Genomic DNA, 18833 nt, shown 5'->3' on the forward strand with positions numbered 1-18833 from the left:
GAGTTTGTTGTAGCCAGGACCGGCCCTTTCGCGGGGCAAGCCCGCTCCTACAAGGACATCACAGCTCTCGGGCATGTGGTGTTCTTGTAGGAGCGGGCTTGTCCCGCGAAAGGGCCAGTGAAATTCATAAAGCTATAAATAGAAAAGGAATTGCCCCATGCGCGCCCTCGCCGCCCTCAGCCGCTTCGTCGGCAACACCTTCGCCCTGTGGGTGCTGGTGTTCGCCGTACTGGCCTTCCTGATGCCCCAGTGGTTCATCGCTCTGAAGGTCGCCATCGTGCCGCTGCTGGGCCTGGTGATGTTCGGCATGGGCCTGACCCTCAAGCTCGACGACTTCGCCGCCCTCGCCCGCCAGCCATGGCGTGTGGCCCTCGGCGTGGTCGCGCACTTCGTGATCATGCCGGGCATGGCCTGGCTGCTGTGCCAGCTGTTCCACCTGCCGGCAGAGATCGCCGTGGGCGTGATCCTGGTCGGCTGCTGCCCGAGCGGCACGGCGTCGAACGTGATGGTCTGGCTGTCCAAGGGCGACCTGGCACTGGCGGTAGCGATCGCTGCGGTGACCACCCTGCTCGCGCCACTGCTGACGCCGGCATTGATCTGGTTCCTGGCTTCCGCCTGGCTGCCGGTGTCCTTCATGGACATGTTCTGGTCGATCCTGCAGCTGGTGATGCTGCCGATCGTGCTCGGCGTGCTGGCCCAACGCGTGCTGGGGGCACGGGTGCAGACGGCGGTGCAGGTGCTGCCGCTGGTGTCGGTGGTGAGCATCGTGATGATCGTCTGCGCGGTGGTGGCGGCCAGCCAGGCCAAGATCGCCGAGTCGGGGCTGCTGATCATGGCGGTGGTGGTGCTGCACAACACCTTCGGCTATCTGCTGGGCTACCTCACTGGCCGGCTCTGCAACCTGCCGCTGGCCCAGCGCAAGTCGCTGGCGCTGGAGGTGGGCATGCAGAACTCGGGGCTGGGGGCGGCACTGGCGGCGGCGCATTTCTCGCCGCTGGCGGCGGTGCCGAGCGCGCTGTTCAGCGTCTGGCACAACATCTCCGGGGCGCTGCTGTCGACCTGGTTCCGCCGAATGGAAGACCCAACGGCCGCCTTCGAAGAGGTTGAGCCGACCAGGCATTGATGTGTACCCTAAAGGCCACTGTGAGGACGACCTCACGACGCACCGCGTGACCATCCTGGGGACGGCCCCATCATTCGCAACGATGGAGACGCATCATGTCCTGGATCATCCTGTTCTTCGCCGGCCTGTTCGAGGTCGGCTGGGCCGTCGGCCTGAAGTACACCGACGGCTTCAGCAAACCCCTGCCTACCGCACTCACCGTCGCCGCCATGGCCGTCAGCCTTGGCCTGCTGGGCCTGGCCATGAAGGAACTGCCGCTGGGCACCGCCTATGCCATCTGGACCGGCGTCGGCGCCGTCGGCACGGTGATCGCCGGGATCATCCTGTTCGGCGAGTCGATGGCCCTGGTGCGGCTGGTCAGCGTGGCGCTGATCATTACCGGCCTGATCGGCCTGAAAGTCAGCGCCAGCTGATCCCACTCCTTAGCGCAGGGCGCCGCGCAAGCGGCTGACCTGCTCGCGCAAGGCGTCTGGCTGCGCCGCCTCCACCGGGATGGCGGCGCCTGCCACGATGGTCACCCTCGACCACAAGCGCTTGAAGAAGCCCTTGGCCGGGTCGCGGCTGAAGAAGCTCCCCCACAGGCCCTGCAGCGCCAGCGGAATCACCGGCACCGGGGATTCTTCGAGAATGCGGCTGACGCCCCCCTTGAACACATCGATCTCGCCGTCGCCGGTCAGCTTGCCTTCCGGGAAGATGCACACCAGTTCACCGTCAGCCAGGTACTCGGCGATACGCGCGAAGGCACGTTCGTAGGTGGCCTGGTCTTCGTTGCGCCCCGCAATCGGTATGGCGCCTGCCGTGCGGAACACGAAGTTGAGCACCGGCAGGTTGTAGATCTTGTAGTACATGACGAAGCGGATCGGCCGGCGGATCGCCCCGCCCAGCAGCAGCGCGTCGACGAACGAAACGTGATTGCACACCAGCAGTGCCGCGCCCTCATCGGGGATGCGCTCGAGGTCACGGTGCTGCACGCGGTACATCGAGTGGCTGAGCAGCCAGATCAGGAAGCGCATGGTGAACTCGGGCACGATCTTGAAGATGTAGGCATTCACCAGCACGTTGAGCAGCGACACCACCAGGAACAGCTGCGGAATACTCAGTTTGAGCACGCTCAGCAGGACAATGGTGAAAATCGCCGAGACCACCATGAACAAGGCATTGAGAATGTTGTTGGAAGCGATCACCCGAGCCCGCTGGTCTTCAGCGGTGCGCGCCTGGATCAGGGCGTACAGCGGCACGATGTAGAAGCCGCCGAACACACCGAGGCCGACAATCGACACCAGGATCCACCAGGCCTGATGCATGCCCAGCAGCGCCAGCCAGTCGTGCGGCTGCGCACCGGCCGGTACGTCACCGGAGTGCCACCACCAGAGCAGGCCGAACAGGGTCAGGCCGAACGAGCCGAACGGCACCAGGCCGATTTCCACCTTGCGCCCGCTAAGGCGTTCGCACAGCAGCGAACCGAGGGCGATGCCCACCGAGAACAGGGTCAGCACCAAGGTCACTGCGGTCTCGTCGCCGTGCAGCCATTCCTGGGCGTAGGTCGGGATCTGGGTCAGGTAGATGGCGCCGACGAACCAGAACCACGAGTTGCCGACAATCGAGCGCGACACGGCAGGGGTCTGCCCCAGGCCCATGCGCAGGATCACCCACGACTGCTTGAAGATGTTCCAGTCCAGCGCCATCTGCGGCGAGGCGGCTGCGGCCCGGGGGATCCAGCGGCTGGCCAGGTAGCCCAGCACGGCAGTGCCGACCACGCCTGCGGCCACCAGCATGGCATAGCTGTCGGTGGCCATCATCACACCGGCGCCGATGGTGCCGACCAGAATGGCGAGGAAGGTACCCATCTCCACCAGGCCGTTGCCGCCGACCAGCTCTTCTTCGCGCAGGGCCTGGGGCAGGATCGAGTACTTCACCGGGCCGAACAGCGCCGAGTGAGTGCCCATGCCAAACAATGCCACCAACATCAGCGTGAGGTGGTTGGTGATGAAGCCGATGGCGCCAACCGCCATGATGGCGATTTCGGCCAGCTTGATTGCTCGGATCAACGCGTCCTTGGCGAACTTCTCGCCAAACTGCCCGCCCAGTGCCGAGAACAGGAAGAACGGCAGGATGAACAGCAGCGCGCAGAGGTTGACCCAGATGGAACGGTCACCGTCGCCCAAGCTGAGCTTGAACAGGATCGCCAGGATCAGCGACTGCTTGAACAGGTTGTCGTTGAAGGCACCCAGCAGCTGGGTGACGAAGAACGGCAGGAAACGCCGCTTGCCGAGCAAGGTGAATTGCGAGGGGTGACTCATCGTCCTTGTTCCTGAGTGTCTTTTGTCATTGGAGGCACGCAGAGCGTTGCGAGCCACAATCTGCACGGGAAAGCCTGCGCTTGGCAAGGAACACGGGACAACACAGGAACTCGCTCACAATTTGATATCACAGTGACATTAATTTCAGCCAAACCACTGTTCAGAATTTGTTACATATGCCGATAATTCATATAGATGACTATATCTGACAGAAGGTACAGACCTCAGGTCTCCTCCAACGCACAAGAAAAGGAGCTCGGCAGTAATGTTTACCTGGTTTGGCGACCTCAAGATCGCCCACAAACTCTTCCTCGGTTTCGGCCTGGTGCTGTGCCTGACACTCGTGCAGTCGATGATCAGCTGGGACGGACTGGGCAGTCTGGTCCGGCGCAGCGAGGTGGTCAGCGATGTTTCGCGGCTCAACGACGCCCTCGGTGACCTGCGCGAAGCGCGCTTGCGGCATGCCATGGCCAACGGCGCGGCAGCCGAGAGCAAGCAGCTGCAAACTGCACTGGACGCCTTCAAGCCGACACTGGAAAAGCTGCGCGAAGTGATGAACAAGGCGCAGACCCATGCGCTGATCAATGCCGCCGACCAGGCGCTGCAGGGCTACAGCAGCTGTCAGGCTGCCAGTTTCCGTTCCTACGAACAGATGCGCGCCGCGCAGAAGGAAATGGGCGTGCTGGCCACCCAGTCATTCGCCAGCATCGAGCAGATCCGCAATCAGGTGCGGGCCTTGCCTGATGCCGAACAGCGTTTCGTGCGCATCGAGGCGATCAATCAGATTCGCGAAAACCTCATCCTGCTGCGCTACCACGTTCGCGGTTACACCGGTAACACCAACGCCGAGACCGAGAACTTGATGAACAACCAGATCGCCACCACAGTGAACGACTTGCCTGGGCTGGTGGCGCGCTTCAATGGCAACTTCCCGCAGCAGTTCCAGCAATTGCAGCAGCAGGTGCAGGCCTATGCCGCCGCTGTCGAGGCGTTCCGTGGCGAAGTCAGCAACCTGGTCGGTTACCGCGCAGCCATGGCCAAGGACATCGAACGCCTCAACGGCGTCATTGGCCAGCTGCTGGATGACCAGGCCGTGCTGGTTGCCAAGGACAGCCATTTCGCCCGTACCTTGCAGATTGCCACCACCCTGCTCGCCTTGCTGATCGGTGCATTGGCTGCCGTGGTCATTGCCCGGCAGATCAGCCAGCCGTTGCGCCAGGCATTGAGCGCCATGGAGCAGGTGGCCGCCGGCGACCTCAGCGAACAACCGGCCAGCCGCCGCCGCGATGAAGTCGGCCAACTGCAGAACGCCCTGCAGGGCATGACCCGCAACCTGCGCGAGCTGATTGCCCAGGTGCGCGATGGCATTTCGCAGATTGCCAGCGCCACCGAAGAGCTCTCGGCGATCACCGAGCAGACCAGCGCCGGTGCCAACAACCAGAAGGTTGAAACCGACCAGGTGGCCACGGCCATGCAGGAAATGGCCGCCACCGTGCACGAGGTGGCGCGCAATGCCGGCGAAGCCTCCGAGGCTGCCAGCGCCACCGACGAAGAAGCCCGTGAAGGTGACAGCGTGGTCAACCGCGCCGTGGTACAGATCAGCCGCCTGGCCAGCCAGGTGGATGCCACTGGCGAAGCCATGGGCGCGCTGCGCAGCGAAAGCCAGCGTATCGGCAAGGTCATGGATGTGATCAAGGCCGTGGCCGAGCAGACCAACCTGCTCGCGCTAAACGCCGCCATCGAAGCGGCGCGGGCCGGTGAAGCGGGCCGTGGCTTTGCCGTGGTGGCCGATGAAGTGCGCAGCCTGGCACAACGTACCCAGGCGTCGACACTGGAGATCGAGTCGGCGATTGGCAGCCTTGAGGAAGGCACCCGCTCGGTGAGCGAACTGATGGAGCAGAGCCAGAGCCTGACCGAAAGCAGCGTGGCGCTGGTGCGCGAGGCTGGGGTGGCGCTGGAGGGGATTACCCAGCGCGTGTCGGGGATTCAGCTGATGAACCAGCAGATTGCCGCGGCTTCGGAGCAGCAGAGCGCGGTGGCTGAAGAGATCAGCCGCAGTGTGGTGACGGTGCGGGATATTTCCGAACAGACGGCAGAAGCCAGTCAGCAGACTTCGGCCTCCAGCGTGGAGCTGGCGCGACTGGGCGGGCAGCTGCAGCAGATGATCAGCCGATTCCGGTTCTGATTCAGTGGTCTGACAGCTGCACCGACTGTAGGAGCGGCCTTGCGTCGCGAAAGGGCCGCAACGCGGCCCCAGGATTCAAAGTCAACGCTGCAATTGCTGGGGCTGCTACGCAGCCCTTTCGCGACGCAAGGCCGCTCCTACAGCTAACGCAGCGCCAGATTACTCGAACCCGAACAGCGCCTGTGCAGTCTCCACCACCAGCGCCCGGCGCAATTCAGCCGAGCAGCCCAGCGCCTCGAACTGCTCGACCGCCGTGGTAAAGCTCACCGATGACTCATGCTGGGTGTGCGGCCAGTCACTGCCCCACATCAACCGTTCAGCACCGTAGTGGGCCTCAAGCGCGCACAGGGCCTGACGTGCAAACGCCAGGTTCTGCTCCGGCGTGCCCTCAAAACGATAGATCCCGGACACCTTGACCCACACCTTGCCCTTGCCGCCCAGCGTCAACAGCTCGGCAAACCCCGGCTGCCCCAGGCCCAGGCGGGCATCGGGCCGGCCGAAATGGTCGACCACGATGTTCAGGCCGTAAGGTTCCAGTGCCCGTACCAGCGCAGGAATATCCGCGACATGACGGTGCAGCTCCAGGTGCCAGCCCTGTTCGCCGATGCGCTCCAGCATCGGCCGCCATTGGGCATCTGTGAGGTCTGGCAGGCCCTGCCCCATGAGGTTCAGGCGCACGCCCCTGACCCCCAGCCGATCCATCTCCTGCAACGTCTCGCGCTCGACGTCCCGGTCAAGCATCACCACCCCGCGCAGTTGCTCCGGCACGGTCTGCAGGGCACTGAGCAGGTAGCGGTTGTCGGTACCCAGGAAGCTGGGCTGAACCAGTACACCACGGCCGAAGCCGTGGGCTAGCAACTGGCCCAGGTAATCGTCCAGCGGCGCATCGTAGCTGGGCGCGTAACGCCGCTCGCTGGCCAGGTTCAGCCCACGGCTGAACACGTGGGCATGGCTGTCGATGGCGGTCAGGTATGAGGCAGGAACGTCGGGCATGGTTTTCACAGGACAGTCAGGTTACTTGGCGACAGCGCCAGCCATTGCCGGCGCTGGCGTGGCCTCAAGGTTGCGGCCACGGGTTTCCGGCAGGCACAGCGCGGCGAGCATGGCCACGCCGTAGGCGATGCCGGCATCGATACCGATCGCGCTGCCCAGCGACATGGATTCACTCATGTGGCCGACCAGGAACGGGAACACCGCCGACAGCACACGGCCGAAGTTGTAGCAGAAGCCGACCCCGGCACCGCGCACGTCGGCCGGGTACAGCTCGTTGAAGAACGCCCCCAGGCTGGCCGGGATGCCGGCGGCGAAGAAGCCCAGCGGGAAACCGAGGAACAACATCTGGATATTGCTCAGCGGGAAGAACACATAGGCTTGCACGGTCAGCACGCAGCACAGGGCGAACAGCAGAATGTTCTTGCGCCGGCCGATGCGGTCGATCAGCAGGCCACTGACCACGCAACCACACCAGAAGGCGAAGATGATCACCGCCAGGTAGCCACCGGAGTTGAGTACCGACAGGTTGCGTTCGGTCTTGAGGAAGGTCGGCAGCCAGGTCATTACCGCGTGGTAGCCACCATGGGCACCCAGGCCCAGCAGGCCGCCCAGCAGGGTCACGCGCAGCAGCTCCGGGCGGAAGATGCCGGCCATGGATTTGAAGAAGCTGCCAGGAATGGCCTTCTCCTTCTGCAGGCGCTGGAAGCTGTCTGGCTCCGGCACGTTGCGGCGCACCCAGATGATCAGCAGCGATGGCAGCAGGCCGACGAAGAACATCACCCGCCAGGCGTACTCCGCCGGCACCAGCGAATAGATCAAGGTGAACAGCCCCACCGCCAGGCCCCAGCCCACGGCCCAGGCGCTCTGCACCGTGCCCATGACCTTGCCGCGGTATTTCGGGTTGATGGTCTCGGCCATCAGCACTGCGCCGGCCGCCCACTCGCCACCGATGCCGAAGCCCTGCATGGCCTTGACGAACAGCAGCGGGTAGAAGCCGGTGACGAACGCCGAGAGGAAGGTGAAGAAGGAGAACCAGAGGATCATCCACTGCAGGGTGCGCACGCGGCCATAACGGTCCGACAGGGTGCCGCCGAGCCAGCCACCGATGGCCGAGGTGACCAGGGTCAGGCCGCTGATCAGGCCGGCATCACCCTTGGTCAGGGAGAACGCGGCGATCAGCGCGGGGATGGCCAGGCCGAACATCTGCACTTCCAGCGCATCGAGCGACCAGCCACCGAAACAGGCCCAGAACGTCTTGCGTTCCCGTGAAGTGATCTGGCGATACCAGCTGAACATGATTGTTATCCTTCTTAGTCGTGTGTGTTACGGGCAGGCGAAGCCACTGCGCCGTGGCAGAACGGCGCAGACGGGTAAAAGGTGAAGCGGCCGGCTTAACGGCTCAGCGAATGTCGACGCGGTAGCGGAAGTGCTGCGCGTGGCCGCGCGAGCGGCGCCATTCCAGCGGTTTGCCGGCGTAATCGCGGGCCAGGCGCTCGATCACCACCACCGGGCTGTTGGCCGGCAGTTGCAACAGGCGGCCATGGGCTGCGTCGACCGCTTCGGCGGTCAGGGTCTCTTCGGCGTAGGCGACCACCTGGCCGCACAGCTCCTCGTAGATCGGGTAGAGCAGCGGGCCTTTGCTTTGCAGTTCGACATCGAGCAACGGCTGGAAGGTCTGGCGTGGCAACCAGATCTCCTCGGCGAGCACCGGCTGGGCGCCAAGCAGACGAGTACGGACAATGCGAATGACCTCGGCCTCGGCGGCCAGGCCCAAGGCTTGGGCAACGGCCGAAGGTGCCGGTACCGGCTCGATGGTGAGAATGCGGCTTTCCGGTACCACCCGCTCGCCGGTGGCGGTCTCGAAGCGGAAGAAGCGGAACAGCGAAGACTGGAACTGCGGGCGACGGATGAAGGTGCCGCGGCCCTGCTGACGCTCCAGCACGCCCTCGGCGACCAGCACGTCGACAGCCTTGCGTACGGTGCCGACAGACATATCGAATTCGGTGGCCAAGGCAGCTTCGGTCGGAATGGCCTCGCCTGGGCGCCAGCGGTTGTTGGCAATCTGCTCGATCAGGTGATCGCGCAGCTGTTGATAGCGTGGCAGTCGAGCATCACCGGACAATGGGTGCATGGGTCGGCTCTCGTCTTGTTATGCAAACATATATATGAATTTTGCGAGAGTATTCCCGGTGGGTGCAGGGCTGTCAATCCTCCGCTGGTCGCCGCTGTCAGCCTCCCTTATCCTCAGGTATCGGAAAACCCACAAAACAAGGACGTGGCAATGCTCGCCGCCTTGAAAGGCTACCCCGCCAGCGTCCGCCTGCTGCTGGCCACCACCTTCACACTCACCGTGGCCCGGGCCCTCACCCTGCCCTATCTGGTGGTCTACCTGGCCGACAACTTCCAGTTGGCGGTCGGTCAGATCGGCCTGCTGATCGGCGGCGCGCTGATCGTCGCATCACTGCTGAGCCTGTACGGCGGGCACCTGGTCGACACCGTGCGCAACCACACCCTGGTCAGCGCCAGCACACTGGTCTTTGCCCTGGCCTTCGTGGCGGCCATCGCCAGCCGCTCGGCGTTGCTGTTCTTTTTCTGCCTGGTGCTGATCAACCTGGCCCTGGCCGTGGTCGATATCGCTGCCAAGGCCGGCTTCTGCGCGCTGCTGCCCGTCGCGCAGCGGGCTGAGGTGTTCGCCATCAAGTACACCTTGAGCAACGTCGGCTACGCCGTCGGCCCACTGCTCGGCGTGGCCATGCTGGAACTGGACGACCACCTGCCCTTCATTGCCTCGGCACTGACCGGCCTGGGCATGTGCCTGGCCTACTGGCGCCTCGGCGACCGAGGGCTGCAGGCCAGCGCACCGGAGCAGCCGAGCGCCGGGTTCGGCCAGGTGGCCCTGGGGCTGGCGCGTGACCGCCGGCTGGTGTGCTTCACCCTCGGCGGCGTGCTGAGCGCGGTGGTGTTCGGCCAGTTCACCGCCTACCTGTCGCAGTACCTGGTGGAGACCAGCAGCGCCAGCGAGGCAGCGCGGCTGGTCGGCTACCTGGTGACCACCAACGCGGTCACGGTGATCGCCCTGCAGTACCTGATCGGCCGGCGTATCGGCCGCCAGCAGCTGATGCCCTGGTTGCTGGCCGGCATGGCGCTGTTCATTGCCGGGTTGCTCGGCTTTGCCATGGCCGGTTCGGTACTGGCCTGGTGCCTGGCGATGCTGGTGTTCACCCTGGGTGAGATCATCGTCATACCGGCCGAGTACATGTTCATCGACCTGATTGCTCCTGAGCACCTGCGCGGGGTGTATTACGGGGCGCAGAACCTGTCCAACCTCGGGGCGGCCTTGGGCCCGGTGATGGTGGGGTTCGCCTTGGGGCAGTGGTGGCCGGGGATGATCTTCTACCTGCTGGTGATGTCGGTGATACTGGCAGGGGTGTTCTACTGGCTGGGCACCCGCAGCGCTTGATGTGGCCTGCGACGACACGCCGCTGCGACCATCGTCGGCGCTGACGAACCGCTGCCTGCGTGCCAGACTGATTGATCGGGACCGCGTTATCTTTTTTGCTCCGGAGTTTTCATGTCGTTGTCCAGCGGGCTGATCGCCGTGGTCGCCCTGGCCTATATGGCCATCATGTTCGCCATCGCCTTCTACGGCGACCGCCGCAGCACGCCATTGCCGCCGCGCCTGCGTGCGTGGGTGTACAGCCTGTCGCTGGCGGTGTACTGCACCAGCTGGACATTCTTCGGCGCGGTCGGCCAGGCCGCCGAACAGCTCTGGGCGTTCCTGCCCATCTACCTTGGGCCGATCCTGCTGCTGATCTTCGCGCCCTGGGTGCTACAGAAGATGGTGCTGATCAGCAAGCAGCAGAACATCACCTCGATTGCCGACTTCATCGCTGCGCGCTACGGCAAGTCACAGTCCCTGGCGGTGGTGGTGGCGCTGATCTGCCTGGTCGGCGTGCTGCCTTACATCGCCTTGCAGCTCAAGGGCATCGTGCTTGGCGTCAACCTGCTGATCGGCGCCAACGCCGACGCCACCGGCACCCGCGTGCAGGACACCGCGCTGGTGGTGTCGCTGGTGCTGGCGCTGTTCGCCATTGTCTTCGGCACACGTAGCCTGGACGTCACCGAGCACCACCGCGGCATGGTCCTGGCCATCGCCTTCGAGTCGCTGATCAAACTGCTGGCATTCCTTGCCGTGGGCGTATTCGTGGTGTTCAACCTGTACGACGGCTTCGACGACCTGTTCACCCAGGCGCGCCAGTCGGTGCAGCTGGACAGCTACTGGCAGGAAACCATCAACTGGCCGTCGATGGTGGTGCAAACTGCCGTGGCGATGATGGCGATCATCTGCTTGCCACGGCAGTTCCACGTCACCGTGGTGGAGAACATCGAACCGCAGGACATGCGCCTGGCGCGCTGGGTGTTTCCGCTTTACCTGGCCCTGGCTGCGCTGTTCGTGGTGCCGATCGCCCTGGCCGGGCAGATGCTGCTGCCGGGCACGGTGATTTCCGATTCCTTCGTCATCAGCCTGCCACTGGCCGAAGCGCACCCGAGCCTGGCCCTGCTGGCCTTCATCGGCGGTGCTTCGGCCGCCACCGGCATGGTCATCGTCGAGGCCGTGGCGCTGTCGACCATGGTGTCCAACGACATGCTGCTGCCCTGGCTGCTGCGCCGCAACAACGCCGAGCGGCCGTTCGAGGCCTTCCGCCACTGGATGCTGTCGGTGCGCCGGGTGACCATCGTGGTGATCCTGCTGCTGGCCTACGTCAGCTACCGTCTGCTTGGCTCCACCGCGAGCCTGGCGACCATCGGCCAGATTGCCTTTGCCGCCGTGACCCAGCTGACCCCAGCCATGCTCGGCGCGCTGTACTGGAAGCAGGCCAACCGTCGTGGCGTGTTTGCAGGCCTCGCGGCGGGTATCTTCCTGTGGTTCTACACCCTGGTGCTGCCGATCATTGCCCACAGCCTGGGCTTGCCACTCGGGCTGTTCCCGGGCCTGGCCTGGCTGCACGGCAACCCGCTCGACCTGCCGATCAGCCCGTTGACCCAGGGCGTGGTGCTGTCGCTGGCAGGCAACTTCACCCTGTTCGTGTGGGTGTCGATGCTGTCGCGCACCCGCGTGTCGGAACACTGGCAGGCAGGCCGCTTCATCGGCCAGCAAACCAGCGCCCGCCCCAGCAGCAAGCCGCTGCTGGCGGTGCAGATCGACGACCTGCTCACCCTCGCCTCGCGCTTCGTCGGAGAGGAGCGCGCGCGGCAAAGTTTCATCCGCTTCGCCTACCGCCAGGGCAAGGGCTTCAACCCCAACCAGAACGCCGACGGCGACTGGATCGAACACACCGAACGCCTGCTCGCCGGCGTGCTCGGCAGCTCCTCGACCCGCGCCGTGGTCAAGGCCGCCATCGAGGGCCGCGACATGCAGCTCGAGGATGTGGTGCGCATCGCCGACGAAGCCAGCGAAGTGCTGCAGTTCAACCGTGCACTGCTGCAGGGCGCCATCGAGAACATCAACCAGGGCATCAGCGTGGTCGACCAGAACCTGCACCTGGTGGCCTGGAACCGCCGCTACCTGGAGCTGTTCAACTACCCCGACGGGCTGATCAGCGTCGGCCGGCCGATCGCCGACATCATCCGCTACAACGCCGAGCGCGGCCTATGCGGCCCGGGCGAGGCGCAAGTCCATGTGGCGCGGCGCCTGCACTGGATGCGTCAGGGGCGTGCGCACTCCTCCGAACGGCTGTTCCCCAACGGCCGGGTGATCGAACTGATCGGCAACCCGATGCCCGGTGGCGGCTTCGTCATGAGTTTTACCGACATCACCCCATTCCGCGAGGCCGAACAGGCGCTGCGTGACGCCAACGAGCGGCTGGAGCAGCGCGTGGCCGAACGTACCCATGAGTTGTCGCAACTCAATCAGGCACTATCGGAAGCCAAGAGCCAGGCCGAAGCGGTGAGCAAGTCCAAGACCCGCTTCCTCGCTGCGGTCAGCCACGACCTGATGCAGCCGCTGAACGCCGCACGGCTGTTCTCCGCGGCCCTGTCGCAGCAGGCCGAGGGCATGAACGAAGAGGCCCAGCAGCTGGTGCAGCACATGGACAGCTCGCTACGCTCGGCCGAGGAATTGATCAGCGACCTGCTGGATATCTCGCGCCTGGAAAACGGCAAGATCACCCCCGACGCCAAACCCTTCGCCCTCAATGAACTGTTCGACACCCTGGGCGCCGAGTTCAAGGTGCTGGCTGCCGAAAAGGGCCTGGAGTTCCGCCTGCGCGGCAGCCGCCTGCGGGTCGACAGCGACATGAAACTGCTGCGCCGGGTGCTGCAGAACTTCCTCACCAATGCCCTGCGCTACGGCAAGAGCCCGATCCTGCTGGGCGTACGCCGCCAGGGCGAGCACCTGTGGCTGGAGGTGTGGGACCGTGGCCCGGGTATTGCCGACGACAAGTTGCAGGTGATTTTCCAGGAGTTCAAGCGCCTGGACAGCCACCAGACCCGTGCCGAAAAAGGCCTGGGCCTGGGCTTGGCGATCGCCGACGGCCTGTGCCGGGTGCTTGGCCACAAGCTGGAAGTGCGCTCCTGGCCCGGCAGGGGCACGGTGTTTCGGGTCAATGTACCGATTGCACACCAGGCTGCGGTGGCGCCGAGCGCCCCGGTGGAAACCGCGAGCCAGCCGCTGGCCGGCTTGCAGGTGCTGTGCGTGGACAACGAAGACAGCATCCTGATCGGCATGAACAGCCTGCTCAGCCGCTGGGGCTGCCAAGTGTGGACCGCACGCAATCGTGCCGAATGCGAAGCGTTGCTGGCAAAGGGCATGCGCCCGCACCTGGCACTGGTGGACTTCCACCTGGACGACGGCGAAACCGGTACCGGGCTGATGGGCTGGTTACGTGCGCGCCTCGGCGAGCCGGTGCCCGGTGTGGTGATCAGTGCCGACGGCAGCAAGGAAACCTTGGCCACCGTGCATGCCGCGGGCTTGGACTATCTGGCCAAACCCGTCAAGCCGGCAGCCTTGCGTGCCCTGCTCAATCGCCATCTGAGCCTGGTTCAGTAACCGGCTCGTCGGCCAGCGCTTCGTCCGAGAGCGCCCGCTCCAGCAGTTCGGCCGGCAGGCTCTTGCTGGCGCGGGCACCGAGCAGCTTGAGCTGTTCACTGCGGCTGACCAGGTTGCCGCGCCCTTCGCACAGTTTGTTGCGTGCTGCGGCGTAGGCCTTGTCGACCTGTTGCAGGCGATTGCCCAGTTCGTCCAGGTCCTGGATGAACAGCACGAACTTGTCGTACAGCCAACCGGCGCGCTCGGCGATCTCGCGGGCATTCTGGCCCTGGCGCTCTTGCTTCCACAGGCTGTCGATGACCCGCAGGGTGGCCAGCAAGGTGGTCGGGCTGACGATCACGATCTGCCGGTCGAACGCTTCCTGGAACAGGTTCGGCTCGGCCTGCAGCGCTGCCGAGAAGGCTGCCTCGATCGGTACGAACAGGAGCACGAAGTCCAGACTGTGCAGGCCTTCGAGGCGGTTATAGTCCTTGCTCGACAGGCCCCTGACGTGGTTGCGCAGCGATTGCACGTGCTGCTTGAGTGCCGCTTCGTCATTGCTGCCGACAAATTGCTGGTAGGCGGTGAGGCTGACCTTGGCATCGACCACCACCTGTTTGTCACCGGGCAGCATGATCAGCACGTCAGGCTGGAAGCGCTCGCCATCGGCGCTTTTCAGGCTGACCTGGGTCTGGTATTCGCGGCCTTTCTCCAGGCCGGCATGTTCCAGCACCCGCTCCAGAATCAGCTCGCCCCAGTTACCCTGGGTTTTCTGGCCCTTGAGTGCCTGGGTAAGGTTGGTGGCTTCGTCAGACAGGCGCAGGTTCAGCTGCTGCAGGCGCTCCAGTTCCTTGCCCAGCGAGAAGCGCTCGCGGGCTTCCTGCTGGTAGCTTTCTTCGACACGTTTTTCGAAAGCCTGGATGCGCTCCTTGAGCGGGTCGAGCAATTGACCCAGGTGCTGCTGGCTCGTCTGGGCGAAACGCTGCTCGCGTTCGTCAAAGATTTTCGTGGCCAGGTCAGCGAATTGCGCGCGCAGGGTGTCGCGGGCCTCCTGCAGATCCTCCAGGCGCTGCTGGTGACTGTCCTGCTGTTCCCGCAGCTCGGCCTCCAGGCGTGCGGTCTGGGCCTCGAGGCGACGCAGTTCGCCTTCGCGCGTGGCGCGTTCGAGGTGCCAGGCGTGGGCCGCATCACGGGCGTTGTCGCGGTCGATCTGCAGCAGCTCCAGTTCACGGCCCTGGGCGGCCAGTTGGGTCTGCTTGACGGTGTTGGCTTCGCTGAGGTCGCTGACCTCATCACGGCTGGCGTCCAGTTGCGCCTGCAGGCCGGCCTGAGCCAGCTGCGCACTGCCCAAGCGCTCCTCGAGCAGGGCCAGCTCGCTCTGACGCGCGCCCTGGCGGCGCTGCACCTGCATGACCCAACCCAGGCAAGGTAATGCCCCTGCCACCAAGCCCAGCAAAATGCTGGTCAGATCCACTGCCATGCTTACCCCGATCACACTGTTGCGAATTGAGTGCAGCTTATCAGTCCGCTGGGGCAGGCGCCTGTTCCGGCGTATCGGCCTGGAACAGCCGCGCATACTCCAGCTGTGCAGGCCGGTCCCCGGCCCGCGCCGCCTGGCGTAGCAGTTCATGGCCGATGCGTCGGTCCCGGGCATTGCCGCATTCACGGCAGAGCATCTGCCCCAGGCGGCTCTGCGCCACCACCACGCCTTCGCGCGCGGGCTGTTTGAGCAGGCGCCCAGCGATGTGCTTGACCTGCTGCTTGTCTCCCAGGCGCGGGCTGTCGAGCAGCCAAAGGGCCACCTTCAGGGAAAAGCGCTTGGGTGAAGGGGCTGATGGGGCAACAGCGGGGCTGACGAGGGGTTTACTGCGAAACTTCATGACCGACAGGCGTGACAGCTTGAAAGGCGCGCCACTTTACTCCTTTTTTTTGTGCATGACCTGTCGATTTCTGGAGCATTGCAATTTTTTTCGATGATTTTTTCTTGACGTTTCCGGGTGGATGACCGGCTGGTCGACTGATGCCTGTCGATTGTCAGACAGTTCTGTAATTTGCTGGCACGCCCGTCCTAGAGCAAGCGCTCGGGACAATCCACAGTTCCTGTGGATAACTCGGTGGACAACCCCTTCAACGAGCCCGCAAACCCCCGTGAAATGGGGCCTACAGTCAAACTGACGATTTTTTCACCAGCAAAAATTAGTGTTTTTTTTCATTGACTTAAGGTGCCAGTCAAGTCATTGGCGAGCTTGAATGGTGCTGTTGCCGGGGCGCTACAAGTCACGCCTCGAATGTGCACAACTGCACCGAAAGCCTGCGTTTGGATGCACGAAATTGGCCCGTGGGGCCGGTTGAGGGCTAGCTGCTCCCTCTTCCCAGCAGGCGAAATACGCGCCATACTGCGCGGCTCACCTGAAGAAACGTGAAAAGCTTGCAAAGGCTAAACATTTTCGGTAAGGTGCGCCCCGTTAGTACCCAAGCTGAAAGTCAATTCTGGCCAGAAGCGTCCTTGCAGCCCATCGCTCTCCCGAACGATCGCTGCTGAAACCAGGACCGGCCCACTCGATGATTCACTCGCCAGCCCAGCGCTGTCCAAGCACGAATCAACCGGAAGATTGATCAGGATTCCACCCCGACGGCCTAGAACCTTGGCCCCGATGTGCTGCCTGCCTTCTGAAGTACCTACCAGTCAGCCCAAGCGCCCACACTTTGATTGCGCTCTCTCTGGCTGCTTTGTTCCAGTCAGGTTCGTTCGCCCCTTAATAAAGGCGTCACTGGAACGTTTCTATCATGCACGGATCATATCTCCCGTGTTTAAAGCAGGAACCTCCTAACAACATGCAAACTCATCATCAAATTCAGGCTGCCATTGGCACCCTCTCCCAGGCCTTCTCGCCGTTGAAGTGCCTTATCGTTGCCCCACGCAAGGGCAGTTTCAGCTTCACTCTGGTGGACGAGCACGGCATCGCCTGCCACACCGAACGCCTGTACCCCGAACAGTACAGCCGCTCGGAACCGCTGCAGGCAGTGATCGACCGCACCCGTCAATCGCTCACCGCGTGAGTGGCGAATATCGGGGTATTCAAGGGCTGAATGGCATACACCGCGAGCTGCCTGATCGTTCTGCGTGTAATTGCCGTAAGGCATATAGCATCGGTCGACAGGCAGCAATCGATTTAAAAACAGCCCTTTACACCACGATTATCACACTACACTTCAACTCGAGCGGTCCTAACCGCTTCCGGCGGGCCTGACCAATTTCCAGCTGCCAAGCTCCAGCGCCCGTCGGCCCTTTACTGCTCGAGGGCATCATGGGTATCGCGGCGAATGAATTGTGTCAGTATGTGATCCGACCAACCCTGGTCTATCTGAATCGTCACTGCGCCAGCGCCGAGGCCCTCCTGCTCGGTATCGCGGCCAGCCAATCGGCTCTTGGTTCAGCTTTGCACGACCGACGTGGCCACGGCCTCTACCGCATAGGCGAAAGCCGTCACCAGGCGGTCTGGGACCACTTTCTTGCCCGTGACCCGGACCTGGCCAGCCTGGTACGCGGCCTGGCCAGCCAACACGCCTTCCTCGGCGGGCCTCACCTGGAACTCACGGTGAACCTGCGCTACTCCACCGCCATCGCCTGGATGCTTATCGAAGAGCAGTCCACGCCTCTGCCTGCAGCGGACGACCTGCTCGGCCTGGCCCGTATCTGGCGTCAGATTTTCCATCCCCAAGGTCGCTTGCGCGATTTCACCTTGGCTTGGCATTCGTGCGTTGAACAGAAATTTCCACAAGTATCTTAAGAAGCGTCCTACATCGTTACCGGAAAAAAAGGAATTTTGGTCGGATTGTCCTACAAAACCGCTCTATCTCCTGTGATTGAGGCTATAGCGCGGCGCGTCATTTGTTGGTAGCTTTTCGCCCCGGAGATCACAAGGAGTTTCTAATAATGAAAAAAGCAATGCTCAAAACCTCCCTCGGCGTAGCCGTGGCCCTGGCATCCAGCCAACTGTTCGCTGCCGGCTTCGCACTTAACGAACAGAGCATCAGCGGCATGGGTACCGGGTTTGCTGGTCGTTCCTCTTCTGCCGATGATGCCAGCACCGTGTATGGCAACCCGGCCGGCATGTCCCGCCTGAAACGCCAGGAAGTGGTCGTGGGGGGAGCAGCTGTTATCGCCAAGACCGATATCTCGGGCCGGGGCAGCAGCCCACTGCCAGGCGAAACCGACGGCGACATGGTGCCTACCGTTGGCGTACCCATGGGCTACTACGTGAAACCGATCGATGAGCACTGGAGCGTGGGCTTTGGTGTTTACGTCCCGTACGGCCTGGTGACCGATTACGGCAGCGGCGACGCTGCACGCTACTGGGGCAAGAAGAGCCACGTCGAGGTCATCACCTTCCAGCCTACCGTCAGCTACGCCTTCAACGACAAGGTATCGATCGGTTTCGGCCCGACCATCAACCGCATCAAGGGCGAGCTGGGTTCGAATACCATCAACCCGCGCTCTCCAGGCTTCAACGATGGCGAGGTGAAGATCAAGGGTGACGACACCGCCGTGGGTTACAACATCGGCATTCTGGTACAGGCCACCGACCGCACTCGCGTCGGCCTGACCTACCACTCGATGGTCGACTACAAGCTCGAAGGCGACACCAAGATCAATAACGCCCTGATCGGGCCTTTCAGCGGCAGCAAGTTCGACGCCACCCTGAAGATCAAGACGCCTGAGTCGGTGGACTTCTCGGTCACCCACGAGCTGGACGACCAGTGGACCCTGTATGCGGGCAGCACCTGGACCCGCTGGAGCCGCCTGAAGGACATCACTGTCAACAACGAAGTCCCAGCACCGCTGGCAGCCCAGTTCGGCACCATTACCGAAGAGCAGAACTGGCACGACACCTGGGCTCACGCCATTGGCGCCTCCTACAAGGTGAACAAGGAGTGGGTGCTGCGCACGGGCTTCTCCGTCGACCAGTCGCCAACCAACAACACCGACCGCTCGCCGCGCATTCCTACGGGTGATCGCAAGGCCATCAGTATTGGTGCTGGCTGGAGCCCGAACGACGATATGACCATCGACGTTGCCTACTCCTACCTGTGGGAAGAGGACACCAAGGTCAACCTGGCAAGCCCTACCAAAGGCCGCTACCAAGCCAAGTACGAGAACAGCGCGCACGGCCTGGGCGCCTCGCTCACCTACCGCTTCTGACT

The 18833-nt window shown here is 63.3% G+C and carries 14 protein-coding genes and 1 pseudogene; 9 read left to right on the forward strand and 6 right to left on the reverse strand.

The window, feature by feature from the left end; all coding sequences use genetic code 11:
- The first annotated feature begins 157 nt into the window (after positions 1-157).
- The gene (locus APH28_RS10480; protein WP_060509096.1) at positions 158-1123 is read left to right on the forward strand and encodes a bile acid:sodium symporter family protein; all 966 of its coding nucleotides are present in this window, start codon (positions 158-160) and stop codon (positions 1121-1123) included.
- A 95-nt stretch (positions 1124-1218) separates the two neighbouring features.
- Positions 1219-1536, forward strand: coding sequence for a quaternary ammonium compound efflux SMR transporter SugE (sugE, locus tag APH28_RS10485; protein WP_060509099.1), 318 nt, complete (start codon positions 1219-1221; stop codon positions 1534-1536).
- Between the two features lie 9 nt (positions 1537-1545).
- Here the strand turns inward: sugE and APH28_RS10490 are convergent, their stop codons facing one another.
- Positions 1546-3423, reverse strand: coding sequence for an MFS transporter (locus APH28_RS10490; RefSeq protein WP_060509101.1), 1878 nt, complete (start codon positions 3421-3423; stop codon positions 1546-1548).
- A gap of 352 nt (positions 3424-3775) precedes the next feature.
- Here APH28_RS10490 and APH28_RS29465 point away from each other — a divergent pair.
- Positions 3776-4753, forward strand: a pseudogene (locus APH28_RS29465) (methyl-accepting chemotaxis protein); the annotation flags it as partial.
- Positions 4745-5608: a methyl-accepting chemotaxis protein gene (locus APH28_RS29470; RefSeq protein ID WP_371263078.1), complete on the forward strand. Its 864-nt coding sequence runs from the start codon at positions 4745-4747 to the stop codon at positions 5606-5608. The pseudogene APH28_RS29465 and the gene APH28_RS29470, both read left to right, overlap by 9 nt.
- 159 nt (positions 5609-5767) lie before the next feature.
- Here the strand turns inward: APH28_RS29470 and APH28_RS10500 are convergent, their stop codons facing one another.
- The 3 genes from APH28_RS10500 to APH28_RS10510 all read right to left on the reverse strand — a co-directional run bounded on the left by APH28_RS10500 (position 5768) and on the right by APH28_RS10510 (position 8732).
- The gene (locus tag APH28_RS10500) at positions 5768-6601 is read right to left on the reverse strand and encodes an amidohydrolase (protein ID WP_060509104.1); all 834 of its coding nucleotides are present in this window, start codon (positions 6599-6601) and stop codon (positions 5768-5770) included.
- Between the two features lie 21 nt (positions 6602-6622).
- Positions 6623-7897 carry an MFS transporter gene (locus tag APH28_RS10505; protein WP_060509107.1) on the reverse strand — a complete coding sequence of 425 codons (1275 nt, stop codon included), beginning with the start codon at positions 7895-7897 and terminating at the stop codon, positions 6623-6625.
- Between the two features lie 103 nt (positions 7898-8000).
- Positions 8001-8732, reverse strand: a complete 732-nt coding sequence (locus APH28_RS10510) for a GntR family transcriptional regulator (protein WP_060509109.1) — start codon at positions 8730-8732, stop codon at positions 8001-8003.
- Positions 8733-8882: 150 nt separating this feature from the next.
- On the opposite strand from APH28_RS10510, the gene APH28_RS10515 reads away from it, so the two are divergent.
- Together APH28_RS10515 and APH28_RS10520 are read left to right on the forward strand one after the other, a co-directional pair.
- Positions 8883-10061: an MFS transporter gene (locus APH28_RS10515; protein ID WP_060509111.1), complete on the forward strand. Its 1179-nt coding sequence runs from the start codon at positions 8883-8885 to the stop codon at positions 10059-10061.
- 111 nt (positions 10062-10172) lie between these two features.
- The gene (locus APH28_RS10520) at positions 10173-13649 is read left to right on the forward strand and encodes a hybrid sensor histidine kinase/response regulator (RefSeq protein WP_060509113.1); all 3477 of its coding nucleotides are present in this window, start codon (positions 10173-10175) and stop codon (positions 13647-13649) included.
- Here the strand turns inward: APH28_RS10520 and rmuC are convergent.
- Positions 13621-14994 carry a DNA recombination protein RmuC gene (rmuC, locus tag APH28_RS10525; protein ID WP_177334256.1) on the reverse strand — a complete coding sequence of 458 codons (1374 nt, stop codon included), beginning with the start codon at positions 14992-14994 and terminating at the stop codon, positions 13621-13623. The two genes, APH28_RS10520 and rmuC, sit on opposite strands and share 29 nt — an antisense overlap.
- A 154-nt stretch (positions 14995-15148) precedes the next feature.
- A complete protein-coding gene (locus tag APH28_RS10530; protein ID WP_060509117.1) occupies positions 15149-15508 on the reverse strand; it encodes a sel1 repeat family protein in 360 nt (119 codons plus the stop codon).
- A 955-nt stretch (positions 15509-16463) separates the two neighbouring features.
- On the opposite strand from APH28_RS10530, the gene APH28_RS10535 reads away from it, so the two are divergent.
- The 3 genes from APH28_RS10535 (at position 16464) to APH28_RS10545 (ending at position 18831) form a co-directional block, all read left to right on the forward strand.
- Positions 16464-16688: a hypothetical protein gene (locus APH28_RS10535; protein WP_060509119.1), complete on the forward strand. Its 225-nt coding sequence runs from the start codon at positions 16464-16466 to the stop codon at positions 16686-16688.
- A 248-nt stretch (positions 16689-16936) separates the two neighbouring features.
- The gene (locus APH28_RS10540) at positions 16937-17419 is read left to right on the forward strand and encodes a hypothetical protein (protein WP_060509121.1); all 483 of its coding nucleotides are present in this window, start codon (positions 16937-16939) and stop codon (positions 17417-17419) included.
- A 146-nt stretch (positions 17420-17565) separates the two neighbouring features.
- Positions 17566-18831 carry an OmpP1/FadL family transporter gene (locus APH28_RS10545; protein ID WP_060509123.1) on the forward strand — a complete coding sequence of 422 codons (1266 nt, stop codon included), beginning with the start codon at positions 17566-17568 and terminating at the stop codon, positions 18829-18831.
- Positions 18832-18833 lie beyond the last annotated feature (2 nt).

Source organism: Pseudomonas sp. NBRC 111124, from assembly GCF_001320245.1.
Lineage (GTDB): Bacteria > Pseudomonadota > Gammaproteobacteria > Pseudomonadales > Pseudomonadaceae > Aquipseudomonas.

Coding starts and splice junctions, on each gene's coding strand:
- APH28_RS10480 (WP_060509096.1), top strand. CDS start 158: ATGCGCGCCCTCGCCGCCCTCAGCCGCTTCGTCGGCAACACCTTCGCC.
- sugE (WP_060509099.1), top strand. CDS start 1,219: ATGTCCTGGATCATCCTGTTCTTCGCCGGCCTGTTCGAGGTCGGCTGG.
- APH28_RS10490 (WP_060509101.1), bottom strand. CDS start 3,423: ATGAGTCACCCCTCGCAATTCACCTTGCTCGGCAAGCGGCGTTTCCTG.
- APH28_RS29470 (WP_371263078.1), top strand. CDS start 4,745: ATGACCCGCAACCTGCGCGAGCTGATTGCCCAGGTGCGCGATGGCATT.
- APH28_RS10500 (WP_060509104.1), bottom strand. CDS start 6,601: ATGCCCGACGTTCCTGCCTCATACCTGACCGCCATCGACAGCCATGCC.
- APH28_RS10505 (WP_060509107.1), bottom strand. CDS start 7,897: ATGTTCAGCTGGTATCGCCAGATCACTTCACGGGAACGCAAGACGTTC.
- APH28_RS10510 (WP_060509109.1), bottom strand. CDS start 8,732: ATGCACCCATTGTCCGGTGATGCTCGACTGCCACGCTATCAACAGCTG.
- APH28_RS10515 (WP_060509111.1), top strand. CDS start 8,883: ATGCTCGCCGCCTTGAAAGGCTACCCCGCCAGCGTCCGCCTGCTGCTG.
- APH28_RS10520 (WP_060509113.1), top strand. CDS start 10,173: ATGTCGTTGTCCAGCGGGCTGATCGCCGTGGTCGCCCTGGCCTATATG.
- APH28_RS10530 (WP_060509117.1), bottom strand. CDS start 15,508: ATGAAGTTTCGCAGTAAACCCCTCGTCAGCCCCGCTGTTGCCCCATCA.
- APH28_RS10535 (WP_060509119.1), top strand. CDS start 16,464: ATGCAAACTCATCATCAAATTCAGGCTGCCATTGGCACCCTCTCCCAG.
- APH28_RS10540 (WP_060509121.1), top strand. CDS start 16,937: ATGGGTATCGCGGCGAATGAATTGTGTCAGTATGTGATCCGACCAACC.
- APH28_RS10545 (WP_060509123.1), top strand. CDS start 17,566: ATGAAAAAAGCAATGCTCAAAACCTCCCTCGGCGTAGCCGTGGCCCTG.